Origin of the sequence: Neoaquamicrobium sediminum (assembly GCF_013240295.1) — a bacterium.
GTDB lineage: Bacteria > Pseudomonadota > Alphaproteobacteria > Rhizobiales > Rhizobiaceae > Aerobium > Aerobium sediminum.
Genome location: NZ_JABETK010000001.1, coordinates 402,885 through 421,310 on the forward strand (window position 1 = coordinate 402,885; position 18,426 = coordinate 421,310).

The following is an 18,426-nucleotide window of genomic DNA, read 5'->3' on the forward strand; positions in this document are numbered from 1 at the left end:
AACTTTGACACCGTCTGCGACGGTGAAGGCCGGCCGATGATCCTGCTCCTGTCGGAGCGAAGATGAACGACACAAGGACGCCCGCCTCGTACTCGGCGCCTTGGCCCAGGCAGCCCATCTCACCGCCGACCGCGGCTATGACCGCGCCTGTTTTTTTTCCCGAAGAGCTCGAAGCCCCGAGGCACCGAGCCCTGCATGCCGTCATGCCCGGAGCCGGAAGACGCCATTCGATTGCGACAAGCCCCTCTATCGCCAGCGACACAAAGTCGAGGACCTGTTCGCCAGCATACGTCACGCACGCAGCGAGCACCGAGTGCGTGAATGCCGAAAGGGTCCGTCAGGGAACCCATCAACATGGCAGGAGGTGCTGGGATGGCGGGGTCGAAGGTTGAACGCAAATCGGAGGGGTAGGTACTTTTAGAGAGTGCAATCGATCACTCTAGGGCACCCATTTGCAACCCTGCACTGCCTCCGAAAACAATGGTGTTGTCAAAAGCCATTGAAATTAGTGGTACGGTTGGCTGGGCTCGAACCAGCGACCCCCAGATCCACAATCTGGTGCTCTAACCAACTGAGCTACAACCGCACGCGCCAAGCTCTGGCTGGCGAGGCTCTTACGGACTATCGGCGGCGATTTCAAGCCCGATGCGCCGCAAGCCAAGCCTAAAAAAGGAAAAAGGCCGGGGGAGGAGATCCCGGCCTTTTCCTGTTAGGAGACCGGCGGGAGGAGGAGCCGGTCTTCTGAGCCGCGATCGGGAAGGGAGGAGGTTTCCTTCACGCGGTGTACTTGCAACCTGAACGCGTCAGGCGATCTTGAGTTCCTTGACGGTCGACTCGAAGGCTTCCTTCATGGGCTTGGAAACCTCCTCGGCAGCCTTGGTCGACGCAGCCTGGAAATCCTTGCCCTGCTCGACGGCGGTCTCAACAGCCTTGCGCAGGAACGCTGTCTGCAGCTCGATCACCTCGGAGAGGGACTTGGCAGCGACGAGCGCCTCGAGGTGAGCAAAGCCGGCTTCCGTGTTGGCACGGGCGGCTGCGATCGACTTCATCGAGAATTCGCTGCCGGCGGCGCGGGCGGTTTCTAGGGTCGATTCCATGGCCTTCTGCGCGTTCTCGGCGCCGGTCTTCATCTTGGCATAGGCTTCCTTCGACTGCTCGACGCCCTTCTCAGCGAAGGCGCGGAACTGGTCTGCCGTCTTGTCGGCGTCGAAGGTCGGGAATTCGATGGTTTCGGCAGTCTTTGCGGCGGCTTTGGTCATCGCTCGATCCTTTACACTTGGTCCGGCAACGTCTTATCGTGCCGGCTCGTTTGACTTGACGCCAATATAGGCGCTCCTTTTGTGCATTGCAACAATTTTGTTGCGATGCAGCAAATTTGCGCCCCGGGGATTAACCAAGGAACAAGATTCGCGCGCTGTGGGGTCCCGACTTTCTGGACGCGGCGCCACCGAACTTTTACTAACAAAGAGTTAACAACGGCTCGTCCGTCCACTCAACGGCTTCAGGTTTTCGCATGGCTTCAGGCCCCTATTCCTTCATCGACATTGCCGTGATGGAAGAGGTGCGTACGCGTTTTGCCGCAGGCGATGCGCTGGCAATCCTGACGATCGACCTCGATGAAGTGATCTGGGCGAATGGCCCTGGCGCGGCATTGCTCGGCTATCCGGACATCGAGGCGGTGATGGGCGGCTCGCCCGGCCTGGGTTTTGCGGCGCGCAGGCAGATTGCAGCGACGCCGGGCTTTCCACGCATGGATCGCGACCGGCAGGTAATGGTGCGACTGGCAAGCGGCATGACGAGCCGCGCCGTGCAGTTTCTCGTGTCCGGCGTCACGCTACCCGATGGCGAGCCTGCGGTACTGCTGGCCGTTCCGACACAAACGCCCAGATCCCTTGGCGGTGACGAAGCCGCTGCGCGCGTCATCGAAGGGTTCGGCGAAGCAGGTTATTTCGCCGCCCTCATCGACGATGCGGCGCATGCGAGTGCGACGTCGCCCGGCTTCGACGGCCTTGGAATTTCGCAGGAGACATTGTCGCGGCTGGTGGAAGAGGTTGCCCGCGAAAGCGACCGGCTGGTGAAGCGGCTGATCCCGGCTGGAGACGGACTGATTCCAGCGGGCATCGCACGGCTCGTGGACGAGCCTGCCCTTCACCTGCTTGTCGCGGTGGATGAGCCCGTGGAGGAGATAGAGCCAGATAGCGAAGGCGGCCGCGACGAGATCCCGACACAGACCACCGTCGATGCGCGGCAGGAGCCGGTGGAAGACGAAGTCGCACCGCTGCCGTCCGATGCCGATCTTCCGGAGCGTGTCGTCGAGGATGAAGCCGCGGAAGTCGCGCACTCTTCGGAGGCCGCGACCGAGCCTACCCCTGCGGCCGATCCCATCTCTGCCACGCGCGACGACCAGGAAACACCGGCGCCGGATGCGTCGGATGACTGGCACTTTGACGATCGGCAGCAGCAGAGGCCGGATCTGCCCAAAGGTCCCGTGCGCTTTGTCTGGAGAACCGACGCCGATGGCGCATTCAGCGCCGTCTCCGACGATTTCGCCCGCGCCGTCGGCAAGGAGGCTGCCAACGTGCTGGGCCGGCGGTTCAACGATGTTGCCGCCGCGTTCAAGCTCGACCCGCGGGGCGAGATCGCCGGCCTGCTCCAGCGTCGCGACACCTGGTCAGGCCGTTCGGTACTGTGGCCCGTCGCCGGCACGGACCTGCGGGCACCCGTCGATCTTGCAGCCCTACCCGTCTACAACCGCGACCGCGAATTCGAAGGTTTTCGCGGCTTCGGCGTGGTGCGCATGGGCGACGTGACTGCCGACCCGGATGCCCTCGGCATGAAGCTGGCGGGCGGCGGCAGCGTGCCTCCCACAGAGGGAAGGCCGGCAGAAGAATCCGGCGACGCGACCGGTACGACGCCGACACCGGCCGACAACGATCCATTCAACGGAGAAGTACCGGCGCTGTCACTCACCGAGGGGCATGAGCGGCGGTCGAGCGACAAGGTCGTGCGCCTCGCGGAGCACCGGCCGGTCCGCACACCGGGCAGGCAGCTTTCCCCGGGCGAGCGCAACGCGTTCGAGGAGATCCGGACACGGCTGCGCCGCGACTACGATGAAGCGCGTCAGGCAGAGCAGGACCACGCCAGAGAGAAGGCAACCGAGCTCTCGGATGATTTGAAGCCTGAAGCTCCTGAAGCGACGAATGACCGAACGGCGGATGAGGCCCCTGCCGACGTTGTGAACGCAGAAACCGCGATGGTGCGGTTCGACGGCTCGACGGACGATGATGCCGTTACACTGGAGCCGGAAAACCACCACGAAGTTCCGGACGAATTCTACGACGAGCCGCGCCTTGCCGAGCTAGACGGCGCCGATGATGCAGGCTCGGACTTCGATGAGGACATAGTAGGCCCCTCCAACAACGCCGACGAGCGAGACGCCGACGCGGCCGGCGTCGCTGCCAACGACGATGGCGCCTCCGGCGATGCGGCCCACGATGAAGCGGTTGCGGAAGATGGCGTCGGCGACGTTGAGCGAAAAGTGCCGGACGCGCCAGAAGCCTCTGGCGACACAGCGGGTGATGAAGAGTCAGGGTTCGCCACCGTCAGACAGGACGAAGGTTCGGCCGAATATGACGAAGAAACCGAAGCCTATCACGACGAACCCGGCGAAGAGGACATGCCTGTACTCGAGGCCGATGAAGAGGTCCCGACAGCAGGCACTCAGGATGCCGTATCCGAAGAGACTGCGGATGGGGTGCCGGCTGGATCGATAGGCGCCGACGTCGCGCCTCCCCTGCCCCGCCGATCGCCGTAGACGGGTTCACCCCGTCGGCTTTCGTCTCCAGCGAGCGCAGCCACGAAACCGGGCTGGATGCCGAACTGGTAGCCGGATTGCCGCTGCCGCTTCTGGTGCACGCCGGTGACGAGCTCTATTTCGCGAATCGCGAATTCCTGAACCTGACCGGCTACGCCAGTCTCGATCAAATCCGTCGAGAGGGCGGCCTCGACAGGTTGTTCGTCGACAAGAGCCCGGATGCCGCATCGGAGCCCGACGGGAGCAAGCTGCGGCTGCGCACGCTGGGCGGCGAGGAATTTCCGGTCGACGCACATTTGCAGTCCATACGCTGGCGCAACGGATCGGCGTTGTTGCTGGCGCTGCAGCGCGCCGATGGCGCACAGCCAATGGCGGCTGCGGAGCCTCTTGCCCAGCCGGCGATCACGGCCGATCCCACCGAGGTCGAGGATATGGCGCGGCATGTCGCCGAGATGCGCACGATCATCGACACGGCGACCGATGGCGTGGTGCTGATCGCGGCCGACGGGACCATCCGTAACATCAGCCGACCAGCCGAGGCGCTGTTCGGCTTCGATAGCGCGGCGGTCGAAGGCAAGCCCTTTGCGTCGCTGTTCGCCATAGAAAGCCAGCGCGCCGCGCGCGACTACCTCGCCGGTCTTGCCGAAAACGGCGTTGCAAGCGTGCTCAATGACGGACGCGAGGTTATCGGCCGCGAGGCGGAAGGCCGTTTCATTCCGCTGTTCATGACCATCGGTCGGCTGCCCGGCGACAGCGGCTATTGCGCCGTCGTGCGCGACATCACGCAGTGGAAGCGCGCTGAAGAGGAACTGACCCAGGCGCGTACGCAGGCCGAGCGCGCGTCATCGCAAAAGACCGAGTTCCTTGCCCGCGTCAGCCATGAAATCCGCACGCCCCTCAACGCGATCATCGGTTTCTCGGAATTGATGATCGACGAGAAGTTCGGGCCGATCGGGTCGGACCGCTATCGCGACTATCTGCGCGACATCAACCGTTCGGGCAACCATGTGCTCGACCTCGTCAACGACCTGCTCGACATCTCGAAGATCGAGGCCGGCGAGCAGGAGATGAACTACGAAGCGGTGTCGCTCAACGATACGCTGGGCGAATCCGTCGCGGTCATGCAGCCGCAGGCGAACCGCGACCGCGTCATCATTCGCTCGAGCTTCGCATCGCGTCTGCCGGAAGTGGTGGCCGACCTGCGCAGCGTACGCCAGATCGCGCTGAACCTGCTTTCCAATGCGGTTCGCTACACACAGGCCGGCGGGCAGGTGATCGTATCGACCTCGTACGAACCGTCGGGCGATGTCGTCATGCGGGTGCGCGACACCGGCATCGGCATGAGCCTGTCGGAGATCGACCAGGCCCTGAAGCCCTTCAAGCAGATCAACGCCCTGAAGCGGGGCCGGCATGACGGGACCGGGCTTGGCCTGCCGCTCACCAAAGCCATGGTGGAAGCGAACAGGGCCAGGTTCTCGATTTCCTCGACACCGGGCGAAGGCACGATGGTGGAGATCACATTTCCGTCAACCCGGGTGCTGGCAGATTGAGGCGGCAGAGCCAAATCCCGAGATTCACAGATTAAAACATGACTGATCTAGTTTAGAATTATTCTAAACTGCTGATTTTGTTGTGCTTTCTATTGACCGCTCTCGCTGTTTCGATCATGAACCGCGTGTTCCAGCGCTGGAACAAAATCCATTCGAACACGGGGCCTTGAACCCCCTGCCTGGAGGAAGTCATGATTTTCGGAGCATCTCGCTCGACCAGCACCCGCCTCGCGGCGGCGGCGCTTGCAGCCGGCATTGCCTATGTACCCTTTGCCGCGGCGGCCGATGAGGTGGTCAACATCTATTCGTATCGCCAGCCGGCCCTGATCCAGCCTGCTCTCGATGCCTTCACGGCCGAAACCGGCATCCGCACCGAAATCCTTTTCCTGGACAAGGGGCTCGAGGACCGCATCGCCGCCGAGGGCACCAATTCGCCGGCCGACGTCATCCTCACCGTCGACATCGCACGCCTGACGAACGTCAAGGAAAAGGGCGTGACTCAGGCTCTGGAAGACGAGACCGTCAACGCCAACCTGCCTGCCGAGTATCGCGACCCGGAGGGTCACTGGTTCGGCATCACCAAGCGCGCCCGCGTGCTCTACGCCTCGAAGGAGCGCGTCGGCGACGAGCCGATCACCTATGCCGAGCTGGCCGACCCGAAGTGGAAGGGCAAGATTTGCATGCGCTCGGGCCAGCATGACTACAATCTGGCGCTCTTCTCCGCTGCGATCGCTCATTGGGGCGAGGAGAAGACAGAGGAATGGCTGACCGGGCTGAAGAACAACCTCGCCCGCAAGCCGGATGGCGGCGACCGCCCGCAGGCCAAGGCTATCATGGCCGGCGAATGCGACATCGCGCTCGGCAACACCTATTATGTCGGCCTGATGCAGACCAACGAAAAGGACCCGGAAGAAAAGGAATGGGCCAACGCGATCAAGGTCGTGTTCCCCACCTTCGAGAACGGCGGCACCCACGTGAACGTCTCCGGCGTCGCGCTCGCCAAGAACGCGCCGAACCGCGACAATGCCGTGAAGCTGATCCAGTTCCTGTCCAGCCCGGAAGCCCAGCAGATCCAGGCCGAGCAGTCCTACGAGTATCCTGTCCAGCCCGGCCTTGAGGCTTCGCCGGTGGTGCAGGCTTTCGGCGAGCTGAACGCCGACACCCTATCGCTGGCCGAGATCGCCGCTCACCGAAAGGCGGCTTCCGAGATGGTTGATCGCGTCGCCCTCGACGACGGCCCGTCGAGCTAGGCTTGCTCCAATGCAAGGCAGAAGCCGGACTGCGCATGCAGCCCGGCTTTTGCATTTAAAGGATCCGGCGTGACCAGTCTGGACGGAACCGCACGAACGCAGACAGCCTCTGCCCCGCGCGTCAAGCGCGAGCGGCACGGTGTGGTCTTCTTCATTGCGCTCGCCGTATGCGCGATGGTGCTGCTGCCGGTCGCCACGCTCGCCGGAATCGCGTTTTCCGGCACCGGCGAGGCCTGGCCGCATCTGGCATCAACCGTGCTGCCGGGCGCCACGCTGACGACGCTGCACCTCCTCGCGCTCGTATCGATACTGACGTCCGTTACGGGCGTCGCATGCGCCTGGCTCGTCGTGGGCTATGACTTTCCTTTGCGCAAAACGCTCGCTTGGGCACTAGTGCTGCCGCTCGCCGTGCCACCTTATCTGGCTTCCTACGCCTTTGCGGAATTCTTCCTGTTTGCCGGCCCAGTGCAGACGGCGTGGCGCTCGCTCTTCGGTTTCCATACCGCCCGCGATTACTGGTTTCCGGACCTGCGGTCGACAGGCGGGGCCGCCCTGGTCATGTCCTGCGTGCTCTATCCCTACGTCTATCTGACGGCGCGCGTCGTCTTCATCATGCAGGGCCGCAACATTGCCGACGTCGCACGCACACTGGGCGCCAAGCCGTCCACGGTGTTCCGCCGCATCCTGCTGCCGGTGTCGCGTCCCGCTATCATCGCGGGCGTCGCGCTCGTCCTCATGGAGACGCTCAACGATTTCGGAGCATCGGAATATCTCGGAGTGCGCACCCTGACGCTGTCGGTCTTCACGACGTGGCTCAATCGCGGCAGCCTCGAAGGTGCGTCGCAGATCGCAATGCTGATGCTCGTACTGGTCTTCACCCTTTTGATGGCCGAGCAGTGGGCACGCCGACGCCAGCGTTTCCATTCGGCGCGCGCGACACACATGAAGGCGCGGCCGCCGCGCGTGCAACTCACCGGCTGGAAGGGACCGGCAGCAACGCTTGCCGTGGCTACACCCATGCTGCTCGGTTTTGGTGTTCCTATCTATGTGTTCGGCACCTATGCACTTCGCCGCGCTCACCAGTTCTTCGATCCGGCGCTGGCGCGCGCCTTCGTCAACAGCCTCACTACTGCATTGGCCGCGGCGGTGCTGGCGGTGTTGATCGCACTGTTGCTGATCAATGCAGCCCGCGTCGCGCGCTCCAGGAGCGTGACGCTTGCCACGCGCTTCGCCATGATCGGCTATGCGCTGCCGGGGACCATCATGGCGCTGGGCCTGCTGTTTTCGCTGGCGCGCTTCGATAACTGGCTCGACGCCCAGATGCGCGCATGGTTCGATGTCTCGACCGGTCTCCTGCTCACGGGTTCTGCAACGGCGATCGTGCTCGCCTGCTCCATCCGCTTTCTGGCGCTGGCAGAAGGCTCCATTCGGTCGGGACTGGAAAAGCTGCCGCCAAACATCGACGAAGCAGCCCGAAGCCTCGGGCGCTCATCGCTGCAGAGTGCGGCTAGCGTTACCATCCCCCTGTTGTGGCCGGCGATATTCACGGCGGGCGTGCTGGTGTTCGTGGATACGATGAAGGAGCTTTCGGCGACGATCCTGCTGCGGCCGTTCGGCTTCAACACGCTCGCCACCTTCATCTACGAGAGCGCATCACGCGGCATGGCCCAGGATGGCGCCGTGGCGGCATTGCTGATCATCGTGACGGCCACCGTCCCGATAGTCCTCCTGTCGGGCGCCCTGATGCGCGATCGCGAAGCGATGATGTAAATCAGTCCCGCTACCGCCAAAGAAAAAGGCGCTTCAGAGAAGCGCCTGAGTATGAATTTGGCTGTCACACAAGAAGCTTGAGCGTACCGGGCTCCAAGGCAGCGGAGCGGGATTTCTCCCTCAAGTTGAGTAGGACTATCGGGCCCGAACCTTAACAAAACCTTACCTGACTATACGGCAGTTTACGATTCTGTATCATCCGTGAAATCGAGGTAAATTTCGCGGCAACCGTTTTGATAACCATAGTCGCGGTCAGGACTGCAACGCGGCGATGTCCCGGTAGAGCTCCAGTGCCTCGGGATTGGCAAGCGCCTCCTTGTTCTTGACCGGACGGCCATGCACCACGTCGCGCACGGCAAGCTCGGTGATCTTGCCCGACTTGGTGCGTGGGATATCGTCCACCGGCACGATCCGCGCTGGTACGTGACGGGGCTGGCGCCGGTGCGGATCTTCGTGCGGATTTTCTTTTCCAGCGCCTCGTCCAGGACAACGCCTTCCGCAAGCCGTACGAAGAGCACGACGCGAACGTCGTCGTCCCAGGTCTGGCCGATGCAGAGCGCCTCGAGGATTTCCTCCATCTGCTCGACCTGGTTGTAGATTTCCGCCGTTCCGATACGCACGCCGCCCGGATTGAGAGTCGCATCGGAGCGGCCATGGATGATGAGCCCGCCATGCTCGGTCCATTCGGCGAAATCGCCATGGCACCACACATTGTCGAACCGGTCGAAATAGGCGGCCTTGTATTTGGAGCCATCCGGGTCGGCCCAGAACTTCACCGGCATGCAGGGAAACGCCCGGGTGCAGACGAGTTCACCCTTCTCCCCGCGGACAGGATTGCCGGAATCGTCCCACACGTCCACGGCCATACCCAGCCCTGCACCCTGGATTTCGCCAACCCATACCGGCTTGATCGGCACGCCGAGGACGAAACAGGAAACGATGTCGGTGCCACCGGAGATCGACGCCAGGTGAACGTCCTTCTTGATGCCGTCATAAACGAAGCGGAAGCATTCCGGGGCCAGCGGCGAGCCGGTCGACGAGATGATCCGCACGGAAGAAAGGTCGTGAGTCTCGATCGGGCGCAGTCCTTCCTTGCGCACGGAATCGATGAACTTCGCGGATGTTCCGAAATAGGTCATCTTCTCGGCCTGGGCGAAGTCGAAGATGGCATTGCCGTTCGGATAAAAGGGCGAGCCGTCATAGAGAAGAAGTGTCGCGCCGGATGCCAGGCCGGACACCAGCCAGTTCCACATCATCCAGCCGCATGTGGTGAAATAGAAGAAGCGGTCGCCGTCGCCGATGCCGGCATGCAATCGCTGTTCCTTGACGTGCTGCAGCAGCGCGCCGCCTGCCGAATGAACGATGCATTTGGGAATGCCGGTCGTGCCGGAGGAGAACAGGATATAGAGCGGATGATCGAAAGCCTGCCGTTCGAACTGGAGAGATGCCGGCGCGAATGGCGCGAGTGCCGTGTCCAGCGCCTCCGCTTTCGCGATGCCGCCCGCCACATCCTTGGCAGTTCCGAGATAGTCGACCACGAAGGCCGCTTTCACCGATGGCATCTTGTCCAGTACCGCAGCGATCTTCGCGCCAACATCGATGCGCTTGCCGGCATACCAGTAGCCGTCGGGCGCGATGAACAGTACAGGTTCGATCTGTCCGAAGCGGTCAAGCACACCCTGCTCGCCGAAATCCGGTGAACAGGATGACCAGATCGCGCCGATCGAGGCAGTCGCAAGCATGCAGGCGATGGTCTCGGGCATGTTGGGCATCATGGCGGCGACGCGATCGCCGGCCTTGACGCCATGGGCACGAAAGAGCTGCTGAAGCTGTGAGACCAGCGTACGCAACTCATCCCAGGACAACCTGTGCTCAACCTTGTCCTCACCGCGGAAGACAAGCGCGTCGGAACCTCCCGTCTTGCGAAGCAGGTTCTCCGCGAAATTCAGCTTCGCATCCGGAAAAAACCGGGCGCCCGGCATCCTGTCTCCGTCGATCAGCATCCGCTCGCCGCGGTCGCCGATCACATCGCAATAGTCCCACACCAGCGACCAGAACGCTTCGCGATCGTCGATCGACCACGCATGCAGCGCTTCGTAATCTTCAATCGGCTTGCCGCTCGCCTTCGCAGCCAGCGCCATGAAGGCTGTCATGGGCGACGCCGCGATTTCTTCGGCCGACGGGCTCCAAAGCGGGGCGGTCTGGTTCATGCGGGTTCCTCCTGAGGGGCCGGGCGGCGCGGAATATGCCGACGACAATTCGCAGACGGTTAAGCATATCGTCCGCCAGCAAGGCAAGGTGGCGAAAATACCCTTATCTGGCTGGTGGAAAACGCCATCGGCAGGCCACAAAAGGTTGAAAAACAGCTATCCTGCGGGTCGGGTAGTGTAGGGAGCGTCGCCGGCGACATCCCGCAGCGGCGAGGCGAGATGCGGCTTTCCATGTTGAAACGAGGCGTTATCGCGCTGGCGGCAGTGCTTGCGCTCGCGGTGTTGTTCATAGCCGCGCTGCCTTGGGTGGCATCCACACAGATCGTACGGGACCGCATCGCCCATGAGCTCAGTCTCTGGAGCGGCTACCGGGTAGTACTGGGTGAAGCGCCGGTGCTCGACGTCTGGCCGACCTTCAGGGCAACGCTTCACGACGTTGCATTCCTCGAATGGGCGGACAACGGAAATCCGCCCGTGCTGAAGGCCGACAGGCTGGAGGTGGGCCTTTCGGCGCTGTCGGCGCTGCGCGGCAATGTGGTGCTTTCGGCCGTGGCGATGTACCGGCCGGTGCTGCGGCTCACCATCGAAGGTTCGGTCATCGATCTCCCCGCTTCGCCCGGCGGCGGGCGCATGACCCGCGCGGTGACCGCGGCGCGGAGGATCGTGGCCAGCAACCCGGCCAATCCGGACCGCAGCGCATTGCCGGACGATGCGTTCGGCACGGTCGAGTTCTTCGACGGTCGTATCGCGGTCGTCGATGGAGACGATGATGATGGCATCAGCAGCCTCAACGGCAAGATCGTCTGGCCATCGCTTAACCGCACCGCGCGGCTGAACGCCACCGGCATCTGGCGTGGCGAGAACATCAGCGTCGAAGGGTCGAGCGCGCAGCCGCTGTTGCTTCTTGCCGGCGGCAATGCGCCGGCGACCGCAAGCCTGAAATCGGCACTGCTGGAAGCAAGCTTCGAAGGAACGGCAAATCTGTCGACGAATACGTACTTCGACGGAAAGGCCAGTCTCTCGTCGCCGTCTCTGCGGCGCATGCTCGAATGGTCGAAGACTGACATCGCGCCGGGCGCCGCGATCGGCGCGATGTCTATTGCGGGAACGGTTCAAGGCACAGCGCAGCGGCTGCGGCTTGACTCGGTCGCGCTGAACCTGGGCGGCAATTCGGGACGCGGCGTACTTGAGGTTTCCTTCGCCGATCCACTTCCAGCCATTTCTGGGACGCTCGCATTCGATACGCTCGACGTGCGATCTTTTCTTGCAGCGTTCACGCCGATCGCTTCCACGAGCGGCAACATCTACGACCAGATCGATACGGGCTTCGCCGAGCAATTGTCGCTGGACCTGCGCCTGTCGGCCGGCAATGCGACACTCGGATCAGTCGCCATGACCGAGCTGGCCGCTGCGGCTCAGGTGAAGGGCACCCTTGCCGCCTTCGACATTTCCGACGCCACCGTGTTCGGTGGCAAGCTGCAGGCCGGCGTGCGGGTCGACCTGCAGGGCGAGAACAAGGCTGTCGAAATGCGCATGATGGCCGACAATGTCGATGCGCAGGCACTCGCAAAGGCCACTGGCGCGACTCAGTTGATGCCACAAGGCCGCGCGAATCTTTCACTCATGCTCAAGGGTACCGGGCGCGACTGGAACACGGTGATGGGCAATGCCGAAGGTACTGTCAGCGCGACCCTTGGTGAAGGCGCTCTGCAGGATTCGACCTGGCCAAGTTCAGGGAGCGCGCATCCGCAGGCGGATTCTTCGCCCTGTCGGAAATCGTCGGCGGCACGCTGCCGCTGCGCGGCGCGGAATTCAAGGCGAAGGTCAATGGCGGCGTCGCACAGATCGAGAAGGCCGAATTCCGCTCAAATGGGCAAGTGCTGACGCTCGGCGGCATCGTTCCCTATTTCGGTCGCGCGCTCGCCCTCTCCGGTTATCTGGCGCCGATGGGCCAGGACGGCCAGCAGGGTGACGCCGATCTGTCCTTTTTCATCGGCGGCGCCTGGGATTCTCCCTTTGCAGCGCAGGTCGGCCCCACAGTCGATTTCGAATAGTTTGCGCTATCCGCGCTGGGCGGCCTGCTCGTCGCGCCGGCGCTGCACGTCACGCCGCTTGTTGAGAACGGCAGCGGTCAGTACGCCCGCGGTGACGACCACGATCAGGATCGTGCAGACCGCGTTGATCTCCGGCGTCACGCCCAGCCGCACCTGACTGTAGATGCGCATCGGCAGCGTGGTGGCGCCGGGGCCCGAGGTGAAGCTTGCGATCACGAGATCGTCCAGCGACAGCGTGAAGGCCAGCATCCAGCCGGACACGATGGCGGGCATGATGACCGGCAACGTCACCTGAAAGAAGGTGCGCACCGGCGTTGCACCGAGGTCCATTGCCGCCTCTTCAAGCGACCGGTCGAAGCTCAGCAGGCGCGACTGCACAACCACCGCTACGAAGCACATGGTGAAGGTGATGTGGGCAAGCGTAACGGTGAGGAATCCACGATCGAGCCCGACAGCAACGAACAGCAGAAGCAACGACAGGCCGGTGATGACCTCTGGCATGACCAGCGGCGCGAAGACCATGCCGGAAAACAGGAACCGCCCGCGAAAGCGCGTGTAACGCGTGAGCGCGAGTGCCGCCAACGTGCCCAGCACCGTGGCCACGGTTGCCGAAACGAAAGCGATCCGAGCCGTCACCCAGGCGGCGTCGAGAAGCTGCTGGTTGGACAGCAGCGACACATACCAGCGCGTCGAGAAACCGCCCCATACCGTGACCAGGCGCGAGTCGTTGAAGGAGTAGATGACCAGCAGCACGATCGGCAGGTAGAGGAACGAGAACCCCAGCACCAGCGAGGCGATGTTGAAGCGGCTGAGTTGCCCCTGCATGGCCTACCTCCCCTGTTCCTGCGCGCGCCTGAGCACGCTGGAAGAACATCATCGGCACCACGAGGATCAGCAACAGCACGATGGCGACCGCCGATGCGACGGGCCAGTCGCGATTGGAGAAGAACTCGTTCCAGAGCGTCTTCCCGATCATCAGCGTCTGCGAACCACCGAGCAGGTCGGGGATCACGAATTCGCCGATGGCCGGAATGAAGACCAGCAGGCAACCGGCGACGACGCCCGGCAGCGACAATGGAAATGTGATCTTCCAGAACGCGGTCGTCGGCGGGCAGCCAAGGTCCTGCGCCGCCTCGATCAGCGAGTAATCCATCTTTTCCAGTGTGGCGTAGAGCGGCAGCACCATGAAGGGCAGGTAGGAATAGACGATACCTATGTAGATCGCCGTATTGGTGTTCATGATCTGCAGCGGGGTGTCGATAACACCAACCCACAACAGGAACTGGTTCAGAAGGCCCTCAGGCTTGAGAATGCCAATCCAGGCGTAGACGCGGATCAGGAACGACGTCCAGAACGGCAGGATCACCAGCATCAACAGGAGCGGACGCATGGATTCAGAAGATCTGGCCATGCCGTAGGCCAGCGGATAGCCGATCAGCAGCGCCAGAAATGTGGAAACCGCGGCGATGACGACACTGGAGACGTAAGCGTTGAAATAGAGCGCATCATCCAGAAGCCAGAGATAATTCTCGAAGGACAGTTCGCGCAAATTGGCGATGAAGCCCGAGACGCCGTCGCCGAGGCCGAATACCGGCAGGTAGGGCGGCATAGCGATGGTCGTCTGCGACAGCGATATCTTGAGCACGATGCCGAACGGCACCAGGAAGAAAATCAGAAGCCAAAGATAGGGGACCAGGATCACCGCGCGATTGGCCACCGCAGCCAGAAGCCGGCCGCCGATCCCTTCATTCCGGTCTGCCGGTGCGGCGACATCTTGTGTGATCGTTTGGGCCATGGCCGCCTCCCGATCCTAGCGGGTCAGCACGACGCCGGCATCCGGCGCGAAGGAAATCCAGGCCCGGTCATGCCAGCTCAGAGGGTCGTCCATCGTACGTGCGCTGTTAAGCGCGCTGGCCTTTACCACCTGCCCGTCGGACAGCTTGACGTGATAGACCGTCATGTCGCCGAGATAGGCGAGATCCCAGATCTCGCCTTCCATCACGTTCGTGGCGCCGTCCGCCGGCGGCTTCGACGACACCTTGATCTTCTCGGGCCTGATCGCGAAGGCGACGCTGCTGCCCTCGGTTGCCTCGCCGGCATTCTCGACACGAATGCGCGCGCCGCTGGCGCCCGTAATTGTCGCCGCGTTGTCGCTTAGCTCTGCGACCGTGCCCTCGAGCATGTTCACGTTGCCGACGAAATCGGCCACGAACCGGGAAGAAGGCGCTTCGTAGACCTCGGCAGGGGTTGCCACCTGCATCACCTGGCCCTTGTCCATGATGGCGATTCGGTCAGCCATCGTCATGGCTTCTTCCTGGTCGTGGGTGACGACGACGAAGGTGAGGCCGAGCTCCTGCTGGAGGTCCATCAACTCGAACTGCGTTTCCTCGCGCAGCTTCTTGTCGAGCGCGCCGAGCGGTTCGTCCAGCAGCAGCACCTTGGGCCGTTTCGCCACGGAACGTGCCAGCGCAACGCGCTGCCTCTGGCCGCCGGAAAGCTGGTGCGGCTTGCGCTTGGCGAACTGCTCCAGCTTGACCAGCTTGAGCATCTCGGCAACGCGCGACGCGATGTCCGCCTTGCTCATACCGTCCTGTTTGAGACCGAAGGCGATGTTTGCTTCCACCGTCATGTGCGGAAACAGCGCGTATGACTGGAACATCATGTTCACAGGCCGGCGATAGGGCGGAATGCCGCGAAGATCCTGCCCTTCCAGCAGGATGCGGCCCGATGTCGGCTCCTCGAAACCAGCCAGCATGCGCAGCAGCGTGGACTTGCCGCAGCCGGAAGCGCCGAGCAGCGCGAAGAACTCGCGTTCGTAGATCTCAAGCGAGAGGTCGTTGACGGCCGTGAAATCGCCGAAGCGCTTGGTCACGCGTTCAAACGAAATGTAGGGTTTCGCCTCGGGATCGTTCCAGGGCGCGAAGCTCCTGCGAATGCTGCCAAGCGATTTCATCTCGGGTTCCCCAATCCAGATGCCACGCTCAAAAGGAAAACGCCGGCGCGATGCACCGGCGTTTTCGTCGTCCTATTGGCCGGTCACCACCTTGGTCCAGCTCCGGGTGACCACACGCTGCGTTCTGGAATCGTAGGGAATGTGGGTGAACAGCGTCTCCAGCGCATCCTTGTCCGGATAGATCGCAGGGTCGTTGATAACCTCGTCGTCGATGAACTCCTGCGAGGCGAGGTTGCCATTGGCGAAGTAGACGTAATTGGTCGCCTTGGCGATCACCTCCGGCTCCATGATGAAGTTGAGGAACTCGTGCGCTTCCTCGACATGCGGCGCATCCGCCGGGATCGCCATCTGGTCGAACCACATCTGCGTGCCTTCCTTCGGTGCGACATAGGCAACCGTCACACCCTGATCGGCCTCCGCCGCGCGGTCGCGCGACTGCAGCACGTCGCCGGACCAGCCGACCGCCATACAGATGTCGCCATTGGCGAGCGCGTTGATGTACTCTGAGGAGTGGAACTTGCGAATGGATGGACGGATCGAAAGCAGAAGCTCTTCGGCCTTGGCGATCTCATCGGGCTCGTGGCTGTTAGGGTCAAAGCCGAGATAGTTGAGCACGATCGGGATGATGTCACTCGGCGAGTCCAGCATGTAGATGCCGCAGCTTGCGAACTTCTCGGCGTTCTCCGGCTTGAACAGCACGTCCCAGCTATCGATTTTCTCGGTCCCCAGGATCTCGGCAACCTTCTGGACGTTGTAGCCGATGCCGACGGTGCCCCACATGTAGTTGATGGAGTATTCGCCACCCGGATCGTACTTGTCGGTGCGGGTGGTCACCACGTCCCACATGTTGGAGAGATTGGGCAGCTTGTCCTTCTGGAGCTTCTGAAAGACGCCAGCCTGGATCTGACGCGACAGGAACGACCCGGTCGGCACGACGACGTCGTAGCCCGATCCGCCTGCAAGCAGCTTGGTTTCGAGAATCTCGTTGGAATCGAACACGTCATAAACGACGCGGATGCCGGTCTTTTCCGTGAACTCCGCGATGAGCGAATCGTCGATATAGTCGGACCAGTTCAGCACGTTGACGACGCGCTCCTGCGCCTGCGCGGCAAACGCGAAGGTCGCCGCTGCGAGCGAGACGGTCGAATAGACAATTGCCTTGCGGATCATGATGTTCTCCTCTGTAAGCCCCGTCCCGGCTCGTTGTCTGCGTTCACGGCCGGGTTGTTGGGTGAAAGCCTATTGGCGTTTTCGCAGTGCGACAAGCACGAAAACGCTGCGTTGCATCAAAGATAGGTCGTTCGCTCCAGAGGCGTGATCTCGCCCCAGAACGCCAGTATCTCCGCCCGTTTCAAATCCTTGTAGACCTTGGCGAGAAGCGGTCCGAGCGCCCTGTCGACGAACCTGCTCTTCTCCATGAGCTGAAGCGCGTCATCCATGTCGTCCGGCAGGAAGAGCCCTTCGTCGTCATAGGCGTTGCCCTCGACGGGCGGCGGCGGCACTGCCTTCTGCTCCACGCCCTCCACCATGCCCTGGATGATTGCGGACATGACGAGGTATGGGTTTGCGTCGGCACCCGCGATGCGATGCTCGACGCGGCGATTTTCGTCGTTGGATACCGGTATGCGCAACGCAACGGACCGGTTGTTTTCCGCCCACACGGCACGCGTCGGCGCATAGGAGCCGGGCGTGATGCGGCGGAAGCCGTTCCAGGTGTTGATGAACAGAAGCAGCGATTCCGGCATCGTCTTGAGCAACCCGGCCACTGCCGACTCCAGCCGCTTCCTGCCCTTCTTGCCACCGAAGATGTTGACGCCGTCCGCGTCGAGCATCGAGGCATGAACGTGCATGCCGTTGCCGGCATATTCGAGGAACGGCTTGGCCATGAAGGTGGCGGTCAGCCCGTGGGCACGTGCGCAGCCGATTACGATGCGGCGCAGCATGATGACATCGTCAGCCGCACGCAACGGATCGGCCCGGTGCTTGAGGTTGACCTCGAACTGCCCGGGCGCGGCTTCCTTGATGATCGTGTCGATCGGCAGGCTCTGCGCAGCCGCCGCGTCGCGGATCATGTCGAACAGCTCCGCATGCTCGGCCAGATCGTCGAGCCCATACATGCGCAGCCGGTCAGGCCCGGCTGTCGCACCCACGGGGGCGGGCATGCCATCGTCCCAGTCCGTGTTCGGATCGAGCAGATAGAACTCGAGCTCGAACGCGACGACGGGGAAGAAGCCCTTGGCGTTGGCCTCCGCGACCTTCTTCTTCAGCACCTGTCGCGGATCGGCCATGAAAGGCTCGCCTTCGGGCGAGAAGGTCTGGAGCAGCACCTGCGCGGTCTTGCGCTTGGCCCACGGTACGATCGAAAGCGAGCCGCGGGTGGCGCGGCAATAGCCGTCCTTGTCGCCGGTTTCGATGTGAAGGCCAGTCTCCTCGACCTCCCTGCCCCACACATCGAGGCCATGGAGCGACATCGGGAAATTGACGCCTTCTTCGAAGGCCTTCTTCAACGCATCGCCCGGCGCCCACTTGCCACGCATCACCCCGTTGGGATCGACCATGAGGAACTCGACGGCTTCGATGTCCGGATGTTCTCCTACGAATGCCAGGTATTCGCGCTCGTGATCGGGCGAGATAAAGCCAGTCGCTTTTGCTTTCGCGCGAGGCTTGCTGCCGGTCTCGCCGGCGGTGTCGGTTCTTTTGGATTTGACGGTGCGCTTGCTTGCCGGTGCGATGACGCCGGGTGACGTTGGACGCAAAATAGACCTGTATGGTTGTTGCCGATGTGCCAGCCTGCCCCTGCCCCATCGCGCTTGTCAATGGGGACA

The 18,426-nt window shown here is 62.5% G+C and carries 9 protein-coding genes, 1 tRNA gene and 3 pseudogenes; 5 read left to right on the forward strand and 8 right to left on the reverse strand.

What is annotated here, in order from left to right; translation table 11 throughout:
* Window positions 1-509 precede the first annotated feature (509 nt).
* Window positions 510-586, reverse strand: a tRNA-His gene (locus HK436_RS01960).
* 217 nt (window positions 587-803) lie between these two features.
* A complete protein-coding gene (locus HK436_RS01965; RefSeq protein WP_173186923.1) occupies window positions 804-1,259 on the reverse strand; it encodes a phasin in 456 nt (151 codons plus the stop codon).
* A 254-nt stretch (window positions 1,260-1,513) separates the two neighbouring features.
* Here HK436_RS01965 and HK436_RS33970 point away from each other — a divergent pair.
* The 3 genes and pseudogenes from HK436_RS33970 (at window position 1,514) to HK436_RS01985 (ending at window position 8,384) form a co-directional block, all read left to right on the forward strand.
* Window positions 1,514-5,364: pseudogene (locus tag HK436_RS33970) on the forward strand (histidine kinase dimerization/phospho-acceptor domain-containing protein).
* Window positions 5,365-5,555: 191 nt separating this feature from the next.
* A complete protein-coding gene (locus tag HK436_RS01980) occupies window positions 5,556-6,614 on the forward strand; it encodes a Fe(3+) ABC transporter substrate-binding protein (protein WP_173186927.1) in 1,059 nt (352 codons plus the stop codon).
* 69 nt (window positions 6,615-6,683) lie between these two features.
* The gene (locus HK436_RS01985; protein WP_312860461.1) at window positions 6,684-8,384 is read left to right on the forward strand and encodes an ABC transporter permease; all 1,701 of its coding nucleotides are present in this window, start codon (window positions 6,684-6,686) and stop codon (window positions 8,382-8,384) included.
* Between the two features lie 252 nt (window positions 8,385-8,636).
* On the opposite strand, the pseudogene HK436_RS01990 reads toward HK436_RS01985, so the two are convergent.
* Window positions 8,637-10,594: pseudogene (locus HK436_RS01990) on the reverse strand (acetoacetate--CoA ligase).
* Window positions 10,595-10,825: 231 nt separating this feature from the next.
* On the opposite strand from HK436_RS01990, the gene HK436_RS01995 reads away from it, so the two are divergent.
* Both HK436_RS01995 and HK436_RS02000 read left to right on the forward strand, forming a co-directional pair.
* The gene (locus HK436_RS01995; protein ID WP_173186929.1) at window positions 10,826-12,478 is read left to right on the forward strand and encodes an AsmA family protein; all 1,653 of its coding nucleotides are present in this window, start codon (window positions 10,826-10,828) and stop codon (window positions 12,476-12,478) included.
* On the forward strand, window positions 12,472-12,648 hold the full coding sequence (locus HK436_RS02000) for a hypothetical protein (protein ID WP_173186931.1): 177 nt from the start codon (window positions 12,472-12,474) through the stop codon (window positions 12,646-12,648). The genes HK436_RS01995 and HK436_RS02000 overlap by 7 nt, the downstream gene beginning before the upstream one ends.
* A gap of 6 nt (window positions 12,649-12,654) precedes the next feature.
* Here the strand turns inward: HK436_RS02000 and HK436_RS02005 are convergent, their stop codons facing one another.
* From HK436_RS02005 to HK436_RS02025, 5 genes and pseudogenes are all read right to left on the reverse strand, one after another.
* Window positions 12,655-13,473, reverse strand: a complete 819-nt coding sequence (locus HK436_RS02005) for an ABC transporter permease (protein ID WP_173186933.1) — start codon at window positions 13,471-13,473, stop codon at window positions 12,655-12,657.
* Between the two features lie 19 nt (window positions 13,474-13,492).
* Window positions 13,493-14,443: pseudogene (locus HK436_RS02010) on the reverse strand (ABC transporter permease subunit); the annotation flags it as partial.
* A gap of 15 nt (window positions 14,444-14,458) precedes the next feature.
* Window positions 14,459-15,601, reverse strand: a complete 1,143-nt coding sequence (locus tag HK436_RS02015) for an ABC transporter ATP-binding protein (protein WP_173186935.1) — start codon at window positions 15,599-15,601, stop codon at window positions 14,459-14,461.
* A 72-nt stretch (window positions 15,602-15,673) separates the two neighbouring features.
* Window positions 15,674-16,771, reverse strand: a complete 1,098-nt coding sequence (locus tag HK436_RS02020; RefSeq protein WP_173186937.1) for a polyamine ABC transporter substrate-binding protein — start codon at window positions 16,769-16,771, stop codon at window positions 15,674-15,676.
* A gap of 116 nt (window positions 16,772-16,887) precedes the next feature.
* Window positions 16,888-18,357 (reverse strand): glutamine synthetase family protein, encoded by a 1,470-nt coding sequence (locus HK436_RS02025; RefSeq protein WP_194248435.1) that lies wholly within the window; start codon window positions 18,355-18,357, stop codon window positions 16,888-16,890.
* Window positions 18,358-18,426 lie beyond the last annotated feature (69 nt).

What these genes read in the sequence shown, in the direction of transcription:
- HK436_RS01995 (WP_173186929.1), top strand. Translation starts at nt 10,826, where the DNA reads ATGTTGAAACGAGGCGTTATCGCGCTGGCGGCAGTGCTTGCGCTCGCG.
- HK436_RS02020 (WP_173186937.1), bottom strand. Translation starts at nt 16,771, where the DNA reads ATGATCCGCAAGGCAATTGTCTATTCGACCGTCTCGCTCGCAGCGGCG.
- HK436_RS02005 (WP_173186933.1), bottom strand. Translation starts at nt 13,473, where the DNA reads ATGCAGGGGCAACTCAGCCGCTTCAACATCGCCTCGCTGGTGCTGGGG.
- HK436_RS01965 (WP_173186923.1), bottom strand. Translation starts at nt 1,259, where the DNA reads ATGACCAAAGCCGCCGCAAAGACTGCCGAAACCATCGAATTCCCGACC.
- HK436_RS02015 (WP_173186935.1), bottom strand. Translation starts at nt 15,601, where the DNA reads ATGAAATCGCTTGGCAGCATTCGCAGGAGCTTCGCGCCCTGGAACGAT.
- HK436_RS01980 (WP_173186927.1), top strand. Translation starts at nt 5,556, where the DNA reads ATGATTTTCGGAGCATCTCGCTCGACCAGCACCCGCCTCGCGGCGGCG.